This is a genomic window from Adlercreutzia sp. ZJ154 (assembly GCF_011039055.1).
Taxonomy (GTDB): domain Bacteria; phylum Actinomycetota; class Coriobacteriia; order Coriobacteriales; family Eggerthellaceae; genus Adlercreutzia_A.
Genome location: NZ_JAAKEF010000029.1, coordinates 1 through 16,163 on the forward strand (window position 1 = coordinate 1; position 16,163 = coordinate 16,163).

Consider the following 16,163-nt stretch of genomic DNA (forward strand, 5'->3'; position numbering starts at 1 on the left):
GGCAACACACGGTCTGGTTTGGTCGGAGTTCCACAATAGCACTCCTTACCCCTTTGCGATGGACTGAGCCTTACACACTTTTCTGCCTATATGCCAAAACCCGCAGTAGATTTATGCAAGGTTTTTGCTAGAAACTTGCAAGGTTTGAACAATAAAAATGTCGCAAATAAGCGAATTCGTAACGATATTGAGTTTGCAAAAGATACAAAAGCGATAGAACTGGCGTGTTAACAGATATCGCATTTCTGATACGCCGGCGTAAGATTTGCTATCTATAGTGAAAACACGGCTCGAAATCGGTGCCATTCACTAGAAGACTATAATCATAAGAACCGACCGAGATCGAGCCTAGCAGCACAGACACGCAAGCTGGGTCGCCCTTATCCCAGCTTGCAACTCTGCCGATTTGGATAGAAAGTGAAGAAATTTGACGAGAAGAAAAAACATAATACACAGTTAGGTCTTCTGCTACAATAGACAAGTTGTCCTGCCCTGTGAAGAAATATACACCTATACAGGGCCGTTTAGACCAGAGGAGGTGAGCTGATGAAGGCTTATGAACTGCTGTTTTTTGTCGCTCCTACTATCGATGACGAATCTCGTGCGGGTGTTATGAAGCGTATCGAGACTGCTGTCACTGAAGGAAAGGGCACTGTCGACAATGTTGACGAGTGGGGCAAGCGTAAACTTGCCTATGAGGTAAACGGTTTAGCCGATGCCGACTACACCCTTGTCGATTTTCACGCCGATCCACAAAGCATTGCAGAGCTTGATCGCGTACTGCGCATTAATGATGCGGTAGAGCGTCACATAATCGTGAACCGCCCCGACCGCGACTAGTGAATCGTGAACGAAAGAGGTAGACAATGAGCATCAACCGTGTAGTTATAAGCGGAAACCTTACACGCGACCCGGAAGTGCGCACAACACAGTCGGGCATGCCCGTTATGTCGATGGGTGTAGCCGTAAACGATCGCCGCAAGAATAATCAAACCGGCGAATGGGAAGACTACGCCAACTTTATCGACTGTACGATGTTTGGCACGCGTGCACAAAGCGTATCCCGATTCCTATCAAAAGGCACGAAAGTTGCCATTGAAGGCAAACTGCGCTGGAGCCAGTGGGAACGCGACGGTCAAAAGCGTAGCAAGATTGAAGTTATAGTTGACGACTTGGAATTTATGCAAAGTCGTAATAACAACAACGACAACCAAGGTGGATACAACAATAACGCTTCCGCATACAGCGCACCGGCGATGCCTGTTGTAGATACAAACACTTCAGTTTACGACGAAGACATTCCATTCTAAGAAAGAAGATAAAGAGGTTAATATGGCCGATTACGCTAAGCAGCCTCGTCGCAAGCAGTGCCAATTCTGCAAAGACGGCGTGGAGTATGTCGACTACAAAGACACTCAAATGCTGCGCAAATATACAACCGACCGCGGCAAGATAAAACCTCGCCGTGTAACAGGTGCATGTAACCAACATCAGCGCGACTTGGCGCAAGCCGTCAAGCGTGCACGCATTATGGCGCTTGTTCCCTATTCGGTGCCCGCAATTAGCGGACGCGGCGATCGCCGTCGTAACAGATAGGAGAACGCCATGCAGGTTATATTGCTAAAGGAAGTACGCGGACGTGGTGGCGAAGGTGACGTTATTGAAGTCGCACGCGGTTTCGCGAACAACTATCTGCTGCGTCAGGGTTACGCCGTAAAAGCTACCCCGGGCAATCTAAAGCAGCTAGAACAGCGTCGCAAGAATATCGAAAAGCGCGAAGAAGTTCGCGTAGCTGACGCTGAGGCGCTGGTAAAGAAACTAGACGGTGCCACCGTTAAAGTTAAAGTTCAGGTTGGCGACGAAGGGCAGCTGTTTGGTTCTGTAACAGCTCCTATGATTGCCGATGCTATTAAAGAATCTTTGGGCATTGAGGTAGATCGTCGTCGCATCGAACTGGGTAAGCCTATCAAAACTACCGGCGTTTTCCCTGTGTCGGTGAATGTTTACCGCACCATCAAGGCTACCGTGAATGTAAGCGTGGCTGCCGACACCGAAGTTGACACCGAGCCTGAGCCTACAGCTAGCGATGCTGCTGCCGAAACAGACGCAGCTGTCGAAGCACCTACAGAAGAAGCTGAAACCGCTGAAGCTACCGCAACCGAGGAAGCACCAGTCGAAGAAACGGCAGAATAGGTGCCCGCATCTAAGAACACTGACAATTTCCAGACGATTCCCTTATTGGAGTCGTCTGGAAAACATGCACAGCTACCCAACGATATAGAAGCAGAACAGGCTGTTTTAGCAGCATGTATATTAAATGGCAATGTAGCTGACGAAATAGCCATCTCACTTAAATCAGAAAACTTTTTCCGAGCTTCGCACCGTATAATTTTCGATTCTATTTTCGAAATGGTGCGCGACGGAATTTCTCCTGACCCCATATCTCTTGCCGACAAGCTGAACGCAAAAGGTCAGCTTGAAGCTGCAGGAGGTCGCATTTATCTTGCTGACCTAAACGCAAATACTTTCGCCCTGACTAACTGGCAGCGCCACGTACAAATTGTGAAGCGCACAGCTATTCAACGCGAACTTATTCGCGCAGCCGCCGAAATAAACGCTCTGGCATACAATGCCCCCGAAGACTTAAATGAAGTTGTCGAAGAAGCCGAACATGCGCTATTCAATGTTACTGAAAAGCGCGTTTCGTCCAGTTTCCAGAAGATGGACATACTTATTAATGAGGCATTCGAGGAAATTACTCAACTTTCTCAACGCGGAAATAGCATGGTGGGCGTTCCTACAGGGTTTACCGATGTAGACGCGCTATTCAATGGGCTTCGCGGCGGCGATTTGGCAATTCTAGCTGCACGCCCCGGCGTAGGCAAAACTTCATTCGCACTTAATATTGCCGTAAATGCAGCAAAACTTGGCACGTCAGTTGCATTTTTCTCGCTAGAAATGAGCTCAGGGCAGCTAACCCAGCGCATTCTTTGCTCGGAAGCACGTGTAAGCTTGTCACGCATTCGCAGCGGTAAAGTTAGCGAAGGCGACTGGGGTGCCATCGCCGACGCTTCTAACACGTTGCTGAACCTTGATATGTTTATTGACGACACACCGGGCTTGTCCATCATGGAAGCTCGCGCAAAAGCACGCCGCGAATTGCGTCACATTATAGGCACCGATAAAAAAGGCATGATAATAGTTGACTACTTACAGCTAATGCAGCCACCTCAAGTCAGGCGCGACGGTAATCGCGCAGTAGAAGTTGGTGAAATTTCTCGCGGCTTAAAAATTATGGCTAAAGAAATGAACATGCCTGTTTTAGCGCTTTCGCAGCTAAACCGCGCAGTAGAAATGCGCGGCAAAAAGCGCCCGATGCTAGCAGACTTACGCGAATCCGGCTCTATTGAACAAGATGCTGACATTGTTATGTTCATCGACCGCTCTATGGACGAAATGGAAGCCGAAGAAAACGGTAGACCAGATTTAGGAACCGCCGAACTTATTGTTGCAAAACATCGCAACGGTCCCACACGCGACATAACGCTAGCATTCAACCCCGAGTTCACCAAATTTGGCGACTTCTTCGACGAATCGCGCTTATAAAAACGGAAACAATCATGGGTAAGAAAAAACAAAAAGAGCTTTCTGAATCTGCAGAAAATGTAGCGCAAACAGAAAACGCATCTGGTGCAACCGACACACCGAACGCACTTAGCGCATCGGTCGCAAACGACGAAAAAGCCTATCGCATTCATTACTATGTCAAAATTGCTGTGTCTACATTTTTATGCGCACTTCTACTTTTAATAGGCGTTCCTGTTTTCATGGAAAGCCGCGTTACCGGCAGCTTGGCTTACACCGCACTTGGGGTGGTGTTAGTAGCCTTCGGCCTTATTCTGGCGCTTGCTGTAGTTGTGCTACTTTTCAATCCGCCATTCAAAGCTAGAATTAACAAGTAACCTTATCCATCTGCGAAAGGACATCAGATGCCATCGACAGTGCTTGTGGGAACACAATGGGGCGATGAAGGAAAAGGCAAGATAACCGACCTAATTGCCAGCGACTACGATTATGTAGTGCGATTCCAAGGCGGCAACAATGCAGGTCATACGGTTATTCATGGCGACACGAAACTGGCGCTTCACTTAATGCCATCGGGTGTAATGTATGAACATGCAGTACCCGTAATAGGCAACGGCGTTATAGTAGACCCGGGCGTGCTGGTAAAAGAAATGGCACTTCTCGAAAGCGAAGGAATAAGCTGCGAACGTTTGCGCATAAGCTGCGATGCGCATCTAATAATGCCGTATCACAAAGTGCTTGATGGCGCCGAAGAAAAGCGTTTAGGCGCACACGAAATAGGCACCACAAAGCGCGGCATAGGACCATGCTATCAGGATAAAGCGGCACGTCGCGGCATCCGTATGCAAGACCTGCTTGACGAAAAGATTTTCCGTCTAAAAGTGGAAACCGCGCTGGCGCAAAAGAATCCTATTCTGCAAAAAATATATGGTCTGCAAACTTATACCGTTGCTGAAATATGCGAAGAATACCTGCCCTACGCTCATATTTTGCGCGACCACGTATGGGAAACAGCGCAGCTTTTAAGCAAGGCGCTGCGCAATGGCAAAAACATCCTGTTCGAAGGTGCGCAGGGCACCATGCTTGACATAGATCATGGCACATACCCATATGTAACATCTTCTAGCTGCGTAGCTGGCGGTGCCTGCACAGGCGCTGGCGTTGGTCCGAAGGAAATAGACCGCGTGCTAGGCATTCAGAAAGCATACGTTACTCGCGTAGGTGGAGGTCCCTTCCCTACAGAACTGAAGTTCCCCGAAGACGGTGGCACAGGTCAAGATGCAATAGATGGCGAATTGCTCTGCAAAGAAGGGCACGAATTTGGCGTAACCACCGGGCGCAAACGCCGCTGCGGTTGGTTCGATGCAGTTATAGCGCGCTATGCCGCCCAAGTAAATGGTCTTACGAACGTAGCGCTTACCAAACTAGATGTGTTGTCGGCATTCGACACCATTAAGGTATGCGTAGCCTACGAATGCGACGGCAAAGAATACGACTACTTCCCCATGCAGCAATCAGTTCTATTCCACGCTAAACCGGTTTATGAGGAATTGCCGGGCTGGAAAGACCAAGACATTTCGGACGTGCGTAAGTACGAAGATTTGCCCGTAAACACTCGCCGCTACATTGAATACCTAGAAGAACTTGGCGGCGTTCCTATGAGCATAGTAAGCGTAGGTCCCGATCGCGACCAGACAATAATTCGCGAAGATTGGCAAAGCTAAGCGAACTCAAGCTAAGCAAAAGCAGAATTCAACCCGCAAGTGTTTAATAGTACATGGAAGAGGCTTTAACATGAATATCCTAGTTCTAGGAAGCGGAGCGCGAGAGCACGCAATAACACGAGCGCTTAACGAATCGAGCATGACTGACTCTTTATTTGTGGCACCGGGTAACGGCGGTACAAGCAATGTAGCACAAAATGTAGCCGTCGATCCGATGGACGCAGCAGCTGTTCTGGAATTTGCGAAATCCAACAATATACGTTTGGTAGTTATAGGACCAGAAGCACCACTAGTAGCAGGCATAGCCGATGCGTTGCGCGAAGCAGGAATTGCAGTATTTGGTCCCGGTGCCGCAGGAGCCCAGCTTGAAGGCTCGAAAAACTTCGCCAAGGAATTCATGGCTAAAAACAGCATCCCCACAGCAGCTTATGCTGCGTTTACGTCGGCAGCACCAGCACTTGAATATGTTCGCGAAAAAGGTGCCCCCATTGTGGTGAAAGCCGACGGACTAGCAGCAGGCAAAGGTGTAGTAGTAGCCGAAACGCTAGAAGATGCCGAAGACGCTGTGCGCGCATGCTTTGATGGAGCATTTGGAGATGCCGGAAGCAGCGTTGTTATAGAAGAGTGCATGCGCGGTCCTGAATGCAGTATGCTTTCTTTCGTTACTGGTGGACAAAGTTTCCCAATGGCACCATCGCAAGACCACAAGCGCGCCTACGATGGCGATACCGGTCCGAACACGGGCGGCATGGGCGTATATTCGCCAGTGCCAATTGTTACCGATGCAGAAATGTCCAAGATGGAAGCCATAATGCAAACCGCCGCAGCAGCAGCTGGCGAAGATTACCGCGGCACGCTGTACGGTGGTTTCATGCTAACTGAAGAGGGTCCGAAAATTGTTGAATTCAACGTTCGTTTTGGCGATCCGGAAACTCAGGTTGTGCTTCCAAGACTAAAGAGCGACTTGGCTGAAATTATGTTGGCTGTTGCCGAAGGGCGCGCCGAAGATATAAAACTGGAATGGTCTGACGACTGGGCGGTTGGCGTAGTGCTAGCCAGCGAAGGCTACCCCGGTGCTTACGAAAAAGGTCATGTCATCTTAGGCATAGAAGAAGCCGAAGCGCTTCCAGATGTTACGGTCTATCATGCAGGAACCGCGCGAAATGCCGACGATGAACTTGTTACAGCCGGCGGCAGAGTACTAACCGTTGTGGGCAAAGGCGCCACATTTGAACAGGCGCGCGAAAAAGCCTACGAAGCATGCGAGTTAATCTCGTTCCAAGGAAAGCAACTGCGCCACGATATAGGAAAAAAGGCGCTTCAGGGCAGATCTGCTTGGGAGTAAATATGCTGTCTGAGCGAATGTTATCCACAGTTGTACGAGGCTGCACGAAGCAATATCTAAAACTGGCGCCCACAAACGATGTGCGCATGCCCGCACCAAAACCGGGACAACCTTACATGCTTTATATGCATGTGCCGTTCTGCGAACGCCTTTGCCCATATTGCAGTTTTAATCGCTTCCCATTTCGCGAAGACAAAGCACGCCAATATTTCCAAAACATGCGCAAGGAAATGCTTATGCTGCGCGACTTGGGCTACGATTTTGAAAGCGTATATATAGGCGGCGGCACTCCCACAATTTTGATTGACGAATTGTGCGAAACCATCGACCAAGCGCGCGATGTTTTTCCCAGCATCAAAGAAGTATCCAGCGAAACAAACCCGAACCACCTTATTCCCAGCTATTTGGAAAAGCTGCACGGGAGGGTGCAGCGCCTAAGTGTCGGTGTGCAAAGTTTCGACGACGGGCTGCTCAAGCAGATGGATCGCTACGAAAAATACGGTAGTGGTCGCGAAATTCTAGAGCGTATTGGCGAAGCTAGTCCATATTTCGTATCGATGAACGCGGATATGATTTTCAACTTCCCAGCGCAAACTGAAGACATACTAATAAACGACATAGAGCGCGTTATAGAATCGGGAGCCAGCCAAACAACTTTCTACCCGCTAATGGCTAGCCCTAGCGTGCAAAAATCGATGGCGCGCACTGTTGGGCGCGTAGATTATTCACGCGAAAAGCGCTTTTATGAAATCATTTGCGAGTTGCTAACAGGGGAAATTCCCGGCATTGACATGGGCACAGCAGGACCGCACGGAGAACGTGGGCTGTTCGAGTTTGGCTCGGCATGGACGTTCAACCGCAGAAAAGCTGCCCGCGCCAAAGCCAACGCTAACGCTAACACTAAGCCGCACGACAATACGGCAAATTCTTACATGATTGACGAATATGTAGTAGATTTCGAAGAGTACCCAGCTATTGGGTCGGGCGGCATTACTTACCTAGGCGACACGCTTTATGTAAACACTTTCAGCATAATTGATTACAACGCAGCAATAGAGCGCGGTGCCATGTCTATGATGGGTGCCACTCGCTTTAGCTTACGCGACCGCATGCGCTATCGCTTTATGATGCAGCTGTTTGGTCTGCGGCTTGATAAGCGCAGTTTCAAGCGCGATTTCGGCATGTCGGTCGAACAAGGGCTACCGATAGAAATGGCGTTCATGCGCTTAAACGGTGCTTTCGCCACCGATAACTCCGAAGAACTTACGCTAACCGCCCGCGGGCGTTACCTAGTTGTGGTTATGATGCGCCAATTCTTTATCGGCGTGAACAATTTACGCGACCAAGCAAGAGAGGCGCTAACCGGCGAAGAACGCGAGCTTATTTTTGGCTCGGGCGGGTGCCAGCACTAACGAATGGAAGCATTAGCAGTTGTTACAAGTGCGGCGTTTGTGGTGTTACTTGTTGCTGCATGCATAACAGACTTGCGAGCTAGATTAATTCCCAATTGGATAGTTATAGCCATGTGTGCTGTTTGGCTTGCAGGAGAAATTGTCGAAATTACAATATGCAAGATTTCCCTTCCGGATGTGATTTGTAGCTTAGGCACAAACATTGCAACCTCACTGATATTTGGCGGCGGCTTACTTCTGTTTACGCTAGCATTCGAGGCTATAACCAACAAAAGCTCTATGGGTGGAGGCGACATAAAACTGCTAGCCACGTGTGCTCTTTATCTGGGGCTTCAACGCAGCGCTTTGTGCCTGCTAATAGCTTGCGCTGTAAGCATTCCGCTAGCCCTAATTATTCCCCACACCCCCTTTGCGCAGAAAGACGAGGGCAAAGGAGCCCTGCCTTTTGCACCCGCAATAGCCATAGGCGCTATTATTGCAATGGTCTTTTAAGCCGCACAGAAAGCTACAACGCCTTTCACTTTATTAATATTTGCACAGTACGCGCTAAACGTTTAGAATATATCCTCGCTTATGGTCGGGTAGCTCAGTTGGTAGAGCAGCGGACTGAAAATCCGCGTGCCGAGGGTTCAAGTCCCCCTCCGACCACCATTAGAAACAGCAGGTCAGACGCTATTTTTGTCTGACCTGATTCATTTCTGAATCGGTCTATTTTCGTCGGATTCTGCAAATCGTCTGCAAATCGTCTTGAAAAACTGCAAATCATGACGCTTTATCGGTCAATGTAGGTTGCTTGCTATCAGGTTGCGAAAACAGATTCCCGATAAGTAAAGCGGCTTTCGCGTCATTGGATTCCATAGCGTGAGCATAGCAGTCAAGCGTGAGAGTAGCAGACGAATGACCCATTCGAGTTTGAACACTTTTCAAGTCCATACCATTTGCCAATAGCTGACTTGCTTGCGTATGTCTCAATTCATGAAAACGTAATTCAGGGAATTCGGCTTTCTTTCTCCATGCATCCCACCAATGACGGAATGATGACTTCAGAATGAATCCCCCTTCAGCGGTGCAGAATACAGGTGATTCCCCGTTCACTGTTATATCAATCGTCTCTAGCAGTTCGCTTTGAAGGGATTTCCACGCTTGAAGATGCTGCATAGTATCAGGGTCAATGAATAGGTTGCGGATACCCGCCGCGCTCTTTGGTGCTTTCATATGGTCAAGATTGTCCATTGCAGCAACTATGCATATTCTTGATTGTTCAAAATCCACGTTCGACCATGTAAGCGCAAGCAACTCACCGAGACGGCACCCACTAGCCAAACCGAGCCGCACCAATAGAATCAGAGATACATTGCGCAAGCCTAGGAGATAAGAGCGGTCATAGGAGTTATTGCGGTCTGACTGATTCTTTTCTTTCTGCAGCAAATCATCAATATATGAATGCTCTGATTCATTGATTTTCTTCAATAGCATATTGGCTTCATCTACCGTCAATGATTTCCGATTCGCCTGATTCTTTTTCGGCGGTGTTACACGGTCGCATGGGTTACGAATTATCAGGTCATAATCAACGGCGGTCTTTAAGCATTGCTTCAGTAGCGTGTAATAATGCCGTAACGTGCTATCGCTGCATGAGATACCCTGTTCGGTTCTTTTCTCACGGATAGCCAATAGAAGGTTCTCCACGGTTCGAGCGTCTATTCTATTCACTTTGATTTGCCCTAGCAGTGAAGAGATAAACGCTAGACGGGTCTTATATTGCTTCAATACTGATTCAGATGTAGCACCCTTATTGCGACGAATGCTTAACCATTCGTCGCACCATTCCGCAAAAGTCAGATTCGCTGAATCAGCCTTGATGCCTGATTCTAATTCGCGCTTCATCTTATCGCGTTCTTTTTTCGCGTCTGACTTTGTGCCGTGTACTGTTCGAGTGATGCGCTTGTATCTCTTTTCTATCGGGTCATAACCTGCAGAGATTTGTATTTCCCAAACTCCACGTTTCTTTTCAATAAGAGAACCGTCATTTGCCATTGTTACCCCTCCTATTCAATAATTTCAACTGAATAAACAGAGCCAAATTGAATGACTTCTTTTTCTTCACGATCATCTATATATGCGATTACATCAGAAGGACTTATATACCCTTTATATACTTTTCCGTTTTCGCCTTTGCGATTTCTAAAGAATCTTGCAACATCGATGCTCAAAGTCCATGAAGGTGCAAACTCAATATCATCTTCTAATGCATCAGCATAATCCCCTCTATATACAGCAATCACTTCTTTATTTGCGTAGTTTGAAGGAAGTTCATTCACTCCATTACAGGGAAGATTGATAATTGCTTCAACGCATTCAGGGTAATACTCGCCATTATGTTGATAGCATTCTTTAACCATTTTCCTTTTATATTCATCTGGCATTTTGGGAAAGTACTGATTGAATGCATCTGGCATTACTTCATAATGTCCTGCAACAAAATCAATAAAGTCGTTCCATCTTTCCTGTTTACCCAATTCATGCATTTCTGGTAACCAGTAGACTTTGCGCTTTTCAGCATCTTCATAAAATCCCGGATAAAGAAAACTCATTATTTTGTCCCCTTTGCGTCACGGATACGATCATTCTGTCTGCATGACTTTTCGGCTTCTTGATGTGCCCTGCAACAATAGAACGGCGGTTCATATCTCTCGCGCTTTGGATATTTGAAATACTTTCCACAATGTCGATATTCACATTTGTGAATCTTTCTATCGCTTACGGCTAATAGCTTCATTTGCTGAAGAACTACAGCATCAATCAGATTGTTTATAATCGTCACTTTTTTGTTTGGGTCATTTTCAGCTAACCCAAACATTTGAAAGTATTTTGAATATGTCCTACTAGCAAGGATGTTAAACATTTCATCATGATGTAAATCTTCATCTGTATATGTGTCATTGTTAACTGCAATAGTCGAAGCTATAAGGGTCTGTAGAACTTCAACCGTATCGGCTACTTCTTGAAGCGGTATAGCAGAAATGGGTTTATCGCATTTGGTTCGCTTTATAAAAGCTTCAAGCCTGATTCGTAAATCAGCATCAGATTTCATCAACATATAGGTTGCATTCCCGTTGCCAAAATTGGATTCAAATGTAGGCGATGCAATGATTCCGTACATTTCCTGAATTCGTGTAAGTTCATCAATGTCGGTCGCATCAAGATTAAGGAATTCGTTATAAGCAAAATCCTCTGGTATTTGCGTATTCCTTATATTGCTATTAACACGGATGAAATACTTAGTGCCTTTGAGATTCCCGCGCTTGATCTCTTTTAATTCAATGTCATAGGCATACACCTCCATGCCCTCTAAATTGCTTACTGCATAGAATTCATGTTTCATCTTCATCCTCCTAAAAAATACTGCTAACTACCTATAATCAGTATTGATATTAGCGTACATTAAGACACATGGCAAGTACTTGTTCGCATGCAAACGTCCATAGAAACGAGGTTAAGAGTGATTTCTAGCATTGATGAATTGCCTGTAGCAGTTCGCACTCCGCAAGCTGCTGAAGCATTAGGCATTAGTGAACGCGCTTATCGTGAACTATGTCGATCGGGGGCAATTCCCGCCCGTCACATTGGACGCTTTTGGGTCATTTCCCGAGAACGTCTTAAAGAGTATTTGAACGGCGGTGAAACGGACGATGACTGAATCCGATGTTCGCAAGCGTGAGCGCCGTGAAGCCGAACTCGAATACTGCAGGCGATATTTCAAACGTCTATATCCGATAGAAGCCGAACGCAAAGAACGCGAGCATAAAGAATGGTGTTTCGTATTGGCTCATTGTTTACGTAGGTGCTTTTGATGTGTCGAAAGATGCATTCGGGCAAATCTATATGAGTGAGTTTGATTCCATCTGTCCGAAAGTTTCTTCAGGTGCAATGACTACATATGTCGCGATTGCCCTATGTCGAAACTCTAGGACGCTAGAAACTCCACCGTTAGGGATTCCGCTGCTATGTCAGAAAACAGGGATGAACAGGAAAACGATACACCGTCATATTTCCTTGCTTATCTCTGAAGGATATCTGACTAGAAAATCAGTCGGACAAAGAAGCGTCTACGGATTCCCGAAACTGTCTCAAAAGTGAGACTCGAACTGTCTCATCTCCGAGACACAGAACATAGGTAAGAACATAGACGCCCCGCGCATTCAAAGCGCGGAGGCGTCAAACAGGATAAGGACAGTATACACACGATGAATGATCTACAAATACATTGGAACAATGAGAGGATGGATAGCCTGTTATCGGGTATCAGCAACATGCGCCCGATAGCATCAACGGGATTTTCAAATCTCGATGCCATTATCGGCGGTTGGTCGCAAGGTGTTTCCCTGATATCCGCACCGCCCGCCGCTGGCAAATCTACATGGGTTCTTCAATCGGTTGACCATGTAGCAAGGTTCTCAAATAGGCGCGTTATATTCGTATCATGTGAGATGCCGTCTGTCTCCTTGATTATCAAAAGTATTTGCCGACTATCAGGCGAAAGAGACACAAATGCGCTTTCATTCGGCGAAGTATTAAGTCTGTCTCGAAAGTTAGCAGATGCCAATAACCCTAGAGTGAAACTTCTACTATCAGCGATTGAAACCTACACGAATGAGATTGCCCCACAAATAGCAACGCTTGATGATATTCAGTCTGTCGATGATCTATTCAGGCTATATGAGACATTTCCCGAAGATGAACCCGCGCCGCTTTGTGTTGTCGATTACCTTCAAATTCTACGCCTACAGAATGCTGATGCATTGAGCGATTATCAGGAAGTCGCTCGAATAATGAGTTCTCTTTGCGATCTGGCAAAGATGCATCGAATCCCTGTTCTTGCTATCGCATCACAAAACAGGGGCAAACGTAATACGGCTGACTTTTCGGCTCTTTGCGGTTCTTCAACGCTTGAATACGGCGCTAATTGCGTCCTATTCATTGAAGCCGATGAAGATGAACAGAATCAGCAAGATTGCCGATTCGTGACCCTAAAGATCGCAAAATCCAAATATAGCCGTATAGGTTCATTCGATATGCAGTTCTATCCTTCATCGTCTCGATTTGTGGAGGTTATGAAGCCATGAATTCGCCTGTAAGCCGTCCTAACCCTCCACCATGAGCAAATTCCACCTAAGAAACTATCAGTCGTGAAGCGGCATTCAAAGCCGCTTCACTGAAGAGAAAGATGAAATTATGACCGATGAACAGATTGAGATTTATGACCGCAAAGGTGACTTTCTAGGCACCTTCATGTCACAGGAAGAAGCCGAGATATTTTGCCGTAATGCCCGCAAGCGTGGATTCAATCCATGCACTATCGAGGAGATTGAACATGAATATGACGGATACGAATAGCCATCAACCGCAAATGATTTCCCTGATTGCTTATGAAGCGCAAGCCGCAAGGCTTTCAAGAATCATCAGGAACATTGTCATTGGATGGATTGCAACTGTCGCATTGTTCGCAACCACCTTCATTGTCCTTATGCACTAGAGAAAAGAGGAAAGATGCTAGTTAACGTTGACGACATGAAACGCCATTATCAGCCGCTTGTAAGCAAAGCCGATGAACTTATAGGAAAGCTTGAAGCCGTTGAAGCGGCGAAAGAAGAGACGCTTTGCGCTGTGCGCGGCGGTTCACAGAATCACGGCGATGAAAAAACCGTTGAAGCTATGACGAAAGAAGAGAAGAAACGCTATCACGCGATGATCGACCCTGTATGTGAAGAGGTTCAAACAAAACTTGATGAATGCATTGATTCGGCTTTCATGGTCGAACCTTATATCTTGACCGAATGGGCGCCGATTCTAGGGAATGTCGATCTGTCAGATGATGACCTACGCGCCATTGCTCGAAAGTACAGGAATTATTCCATGTATCGCGCTGTCATATCGAACGGCAAAAGAAGCAATTCGGATTTTGCAAAGAAGCTTGAAGCCGAACTCTCTGAATATCGTGAAGGTATGAAGAAGAACGCCGAGAAACTTATCAGGCAAGCTAGAAGAGCGGTCAAGAATGACAACTTCTTTGGAAGCTATGACAGATCGTGGAAAGAAGGCGTGTCAGATTCGATATTCGATGACATGCAAGCTTTGAACAGCAATTTCGATGCATTCCTAGACGATAAGCATGATGTTGATTATGATGACCCGCTTTTGAACATGATTGCATCAAAAGCTAACGAATAGGAGAAATTCCATGAATGAAGAAACTCCCCAAGCTATGCTTCAGCGTGTTTTGAATGCCGAGATGTCAGATGAAACATGCGAGCGATTCTATCTATCACCACATTCGACATGGATGAAAGCATTATGTATGTCGATGTTTGAAAAAGCGTTTCAGGGCGATTCTGACGCATTCAGAGCCATTCTAGAGACGGCTTATCCTGAAGGTATAGCAAGTGTTCAAGATGATGAATACGAGGACGCATTAAGCCGCTCATTGCGTCAGATGGTAGAAAACCTGTAGGGATGTGTCTGAATATGCTCGATGGACTAGATTTGAAAATCCTTGAATTAAGGCTGCAGGGAAAGAACAAAGCCGATATCGCACGATCATGCAATATCGCTAGATCAACGGTATATGCGCGTCTCGAAAAGCCTGAATTACAGCAAGCTATCAATGACGGTCTAGCAGAGTCGGAACGGGTTATCTCAACCCGTTCCGTTAACACTGTCGATGCAGCCTATTCAGCACTTGAAGGAATACTGAAGCAACCTTTAGGCATTCGTCCATTGGATAGAATCCGAGCCGCTGAAATTGCCCTGAAGTATCAGCAGAGACATTAGAGAGCCGCTATCAAAAGCGGCTCTCTAATTTACATTCTCTTATGATTTACCAAGGATTAGCATACATTTCAGCAGTGCTATATTCAGGAACCTCAAAATAAGAACTTATATCAAAAACCGAAGGTGTTCCTACTTTCAAATCACTACTCATATATCCGCTAAAGCCGGTAACAATTTTCCCATTAGCATCTTTCAATATGCATACCAACATAGGTGATTCGACGCTATTAGTTCCTACGGTTATATCCTCATTAAGAGTAATTTCACCTTTTGCGCTTAAATCATCAAATTGATCAGTCTTGATCGTAACATTATCGAATGTATACAAATCTGTTGGCATCTTCTGGTCACTCTTTGACCAATTACGATCATTTACCGCAACAGAAAAAGAAATGGTATCACCTTGAACCGAGTCTCCATCCCCTGCCTGATTTGCCCAATATGAAGTGCTTTCAGGTAGAAGGTTGCTTATAACCCATTCATCACTAAAGCTAATTGTTCCATCTGCATGCTTACCCGTTACAGTGATCGTTGCAAATTCGGCTGCATAATTTTCATTCGGGTTTTGTATCTCAACGGCATAATGCACGTAACCACTTTTACTAATAGTGTAATTCGAATCGGAAACAATCAATTCATCAGGGGTATTAGATTGTTCTGCTTGAGTTGAATTATTGTTTGTAGCTGAAGTTTCATTGCTATTTGTATTCCCACTTGAACAGCCAAATATCATCAAAGACATCAGGCATCCGAGTGCTATTAGTAATAGTTTTTTCATTTGATTATCCTCCCAATCCTTCTTTACATTGTTTATAGCTTATGCCTGTGCTCTAATCACTAGTTCTTTAATTCGGTAATGGGATATTCAATCTCTTGAATATCCCATTGAAATAATTCTGCAAATTTTCTGCAAATGCACATGTTTGCAGACGTATATAGATGTTCATAAATGTTGCATTATCCGAGGTAAACGCACATAAACGTACATAGCCATACACCCCTAAAGTATTCTGAAAATCCGCGTGCCGAGGGTTCAAGTCCCCCTCCGACCACCAGAAACTCACAGGAGCCTTCGGGCTCCTGTTCTTTTCGATCTGCATAATATCAAGTTTCTCATGCGGCAGAATGGGAGATGTCGATCACCTTTCATGCAGGTATCCTTATATCTTGGGGCATATAGGCAGAAAAGTGTGTAAGGCTCAGTCCATCGCAAAGGGGTAAGGAGTGCTATTGTGGAACTCCGACCAAACCAGACCGTGTGTTGCC

At 46.1% G+C, this 16,163-nt stretch carries 22 protein-coding genes and 1 tRNA gene; 19 read left to right on the plus strand and 4 right to left on the minus strand.

Going from position 1 to position 16,163, the window contains the following annotated elements:
- Positions 1-546: 546 nt before the first annotated feature.
- The 11 genes from rpsF (at position 547) to G7Y37_RS08815 (ending at position 8,717) form a co-directional block, all read left to right on the plus strand.
- Positions 547-840, plus strand: coding sequence for a 30S ribosomal protein S6 (gene rpsF, locus G7Y37_RS08765; RefSeq protein WP_165063089.1), 294 nt, complete (start codon positions 547-549; stop codon positions 838-840).
- Between the two features lie 26 nt (positions 841-866).
- Complete coding sequence (locus tag G7Y37_RS08770; RefSeq protein WP_165063090.1) at positions 867-1,310, plus strand: single-stranded DNA-binding protein; 444 nt, start codon at positions 867-869, stop codon at positions 1,308-1,310.
- A gap of 22 nt (positions 1,311-1,332) precedes the next feature.
- Positions 1,333-1,596 carry a 30S ribosomal protein S18 gene (gene rpsR / locus G7Y37_RS08775; protein ID WP_165063091.1) on the plus strand — a complete coding sequence of 88 codons (264 nt, stop codon included), beginning with the start codon at positions 1,333-1,335 and terminating at the stop codon, positions 1,594-1,596.
- 9 nt (positions 1,597-1,605) lie between these two features.
- The gene (gene rplI, locus G7Y37_RS08780; protein ID WP_165063092.1) at positions 1,606-2,193 is read left to right on the plus strand and encodes a 50S ribosomal protein L9; all 588 of its coding nucleotides are present in this window, start codon (positions 1,606-1,608) and stop codon (positions 2,191-2,193) included.
- A gap of 36 nt (positions 2,194-2,229) precedes the next feature.
- Positions 2,230-3,606 carry a replicative DNA helicase gene (dnaB, locus tag G7Y37_RS08785; protein WP_241156080.1) on the plus strand — a complete coding sequence of 459 codons (1,377 nt, stop codon included), beginning with the start codon at positions 2,230-2,232 and terminating at the stop codon, positions 3,604-3,606.
- 14 nt (positions 3,607-3,620) lie between these two features.
- On the plus strand, positions 3,621-3,962 hold the full coding sequence (locus G7Y37_RS08790) for a hypothetical protein (RefSeq protein ID WP_165063094.1): 342 nt from the start codon (positions 3,621-3,623) through the stop codon (positions 3,960-3,962).
- Between the two features lie 27 nt (positions 3,963-3,989).
- Complete coding sequence (locus G7Y37_RS08795) at positions 3,990-5,309, plus strand: adenylosuccinate synthase (RefSeq protein ID WP_165063095.1); 1,320 nt, start codon at positions 3,990-3,992, stop codon at positions 5,307-5,309.
- 70 nt (positions 5,310-5,379) lie between these two features.
- Positions 5,380-6,654, plus strand: a complete 1,275-nt coding sequence (purD, locus tag G7Y37_RS08800) for a phosphoribosylamine--glycine ligase (RefSeq protein WP_165063096.1) — start codon at positions 5,380-5,382, stop codon at positions 6,652-6,654.
- Positions 6,655-6,656: 2 nt separating this feature from the next.
- On the plus strand, positions 6,657-8,066 hold the full coding sequence (locus G7Y37_RS08805) for a radical SAM protein (RefSeq protein ID WP_165063097.1): 1,410 nt from the start codon (positions 6,657-6,659) through the stop codon (positions 8,064-8,066).
- 3 nt (positions 8,067-8,069) lie between these two features.
- On the plus strand, positions 8,070-8,558 hold the full coding sequence (locus tag G7Y37_RS08810; protein ID WP_165063098.1) for a prepilin peptidase: 489 nt from the start codon (positions 8,070-8,072) through the stop codon (positions 8,556-8,558).
- An 83-nt stretch (positions 8,559-8,641) separates the two neighbouring features.
- Positions 8,642-8,717: transfer RNA gene (locus tag G7Y37_RS08815), tRNA-Phe, on the plus strand.
- 111 nt (positions 8,718-8,828) lie between these two features.
- Here G7Y37_RS08815 and G7Y37_RS08820 read toward each other — a convergent pair.
- Genes G7Y37_RS08820 through G7Y37_RS08830 form a run of 3 tightly spaced genes read right to left on the minus strand, consistent with a single transcriptional unit; the run spans position 8,829 to position 11,451 of the window.
- Complete coding sequence (locus tag G7Y37_RS08820; RefSeq protein ID WP_165063099.1) at positions 8,829-10,103, minus strand: site-specific integrase; 1,275 nt, start codon at positions 10,101-10,103, stop codon at positions 8,829-8,831.
- An 11-nt stretch (positions 10,104-10,114) separates the two neighbouring features.
- Positions 10,115-10,660 (minus strand): hypothetical protein, encoded by a 546-nt coding sequence (locus G7Y37_RS08825; protein ID WP_165063100.1) that lies wholly within the window; start codon positions 10,658-10,660, stop codon positions 10,115-10,117.
- Positions 10,660-11,451 carry a hypothetical protein gene (locus G7Y37_RS08830; protein ID WP_165063101.1) on the minus strand — a complete coding sequence of 264 codons (792 nt, stop codon included), beginning with the start codon at positions 11,449-11,451 and terminating at the stop codon, positions 10,660-10,662. The genes G7Y37_RS08825 and G7Y37_RS08830 overlap by 1 nt, the downstream gene beginning before the upstream one ends.
- 117 nt (positions 11,452-11,568) lie before the next feature.
- On the opposite strand from G7Y37_RS08830, the gene G7Y37_RS08835 reads away from it, so the two are divergent.
- The 8 genes from G7Y37_RS08835 (at position 11,569) to G7Y37_RS08865 (ending at position 14,897) form a co-directional block, all read left to right on the plus strand.
- Complete coding sequence (locus tag G7Y37_RS08835) at positions 11,569-11,766, plus strand: helix-turn-helix domain-containing protein (protein ID WP_165063102.1); 198 nt, start codon at positions 11,569-11,571, stop codon at positions 11,764-11,766.
- Positions 11,759-11,920, plus strand: a complete 162-nt coding sequence (locus G7Y37_RS09165; RefSeq protein ID WP_206214147.1) for a hypothetical protein — start codon at positions 11,759-11,761, stop codon at positions 11,918-11,920. The genes G7Y37_RS08835 and G7Y37_RS09165 overlap by 8 nt, the downstream gene beginning before the upstream one ends.
- A 393-nt stretch (positions 11,921-12,313) precedes the next feature.
- Complete coding sequence (locus G7Y37_RS08840; protein ID WP_165063103.1) at positions 12,314-13,192, plus strand: DnaB-like helicase C-terminal domain-containing protein; 879 nt, start codon at positions 12,314-12,316, stop codon at positions 13,190-13,192.
- Between the two features lie 109 nt (positions 13,193-13,301).
- The gene (locus G7Y37_RS08845; protein ID WP_165063104.1) at positions 13,302-13,463 is read left to right on the plus strand and encodes a hypothetical protein; all 162 of its coding nucleotides are present in this window, start codon (positions 13,302-13,304) and stop codon (positions 13,461-13,463) included.
- Entirely contained in the window at positions 13,441-13,602 is a 162-nt protein-coding gene (locus G7Y37_RS08850; RefSeq protein ID WP_165063105.1) for a hypothetical protein, read from the plus strand. The genes G7Y37_RS08845 and G7Y37_RS08850 overlap by 23 nt, the downstream gene beginning before the upstream one ends.
- 14 nt (positions 13,603-13,616) lie before the next feature.
- The gene (locus G7Y37_RS08855; RefSeq protein WP_165063106.1) at positions 13,617-14,297 is read left to right on the plus strand and encodes a hypothetical protein; all 681 of its coding nucleotides are present in this window, start codon (positions 13,617-13,619) and stop codon (positions 14,295-14,297) included.
- Between the two features lie 10 nt (positions 14,298-14,307).
- The gene (locus G7Y37_RS08860) at positions 14,308-14,577 is read left to right on the plus strand and encodes a hypothetical protein (RefSeq protein ID WP_165063107.1); all 270 of its coding nucleotides are present in this window, start codon (positions 14,308-14,310) and stop codon (positions 14,575-14,577) included.
- Between the two features lie 14 nt (positions 14,578-14,591).
- The gene (locus G7Y37_RS08865; RefSeq protein ID WP_165063108.1) at positions 14,592-14,897 is read left to right on the plus strand and encodes a hypothetical protein; all 306 of its coding nucleotides are present in this window, start codon (positions 14,592-14,594) and stop codon (positions 14,895-14,897) included.
- A 46-nt stretch (positions 14,898-14,943) separates the two neighbouring features.
- Here the strand turns inward: G7Y37_RS08865 and G7Y37_RS08870 are convergent, their stop codons facing one another.
- Positions 14,944-15,675, minus strand: a complete 732-nt coding sequence (locus G7Y37_RS08870; RefSeq protein ID WP_165063109.1) for a hypothetical protein — start codon at positions 15,673-15,675, stop codon at positions 14,944-14,946.
- Positions 15,676-16,163 lie beyond the last annotated feature (488 nt).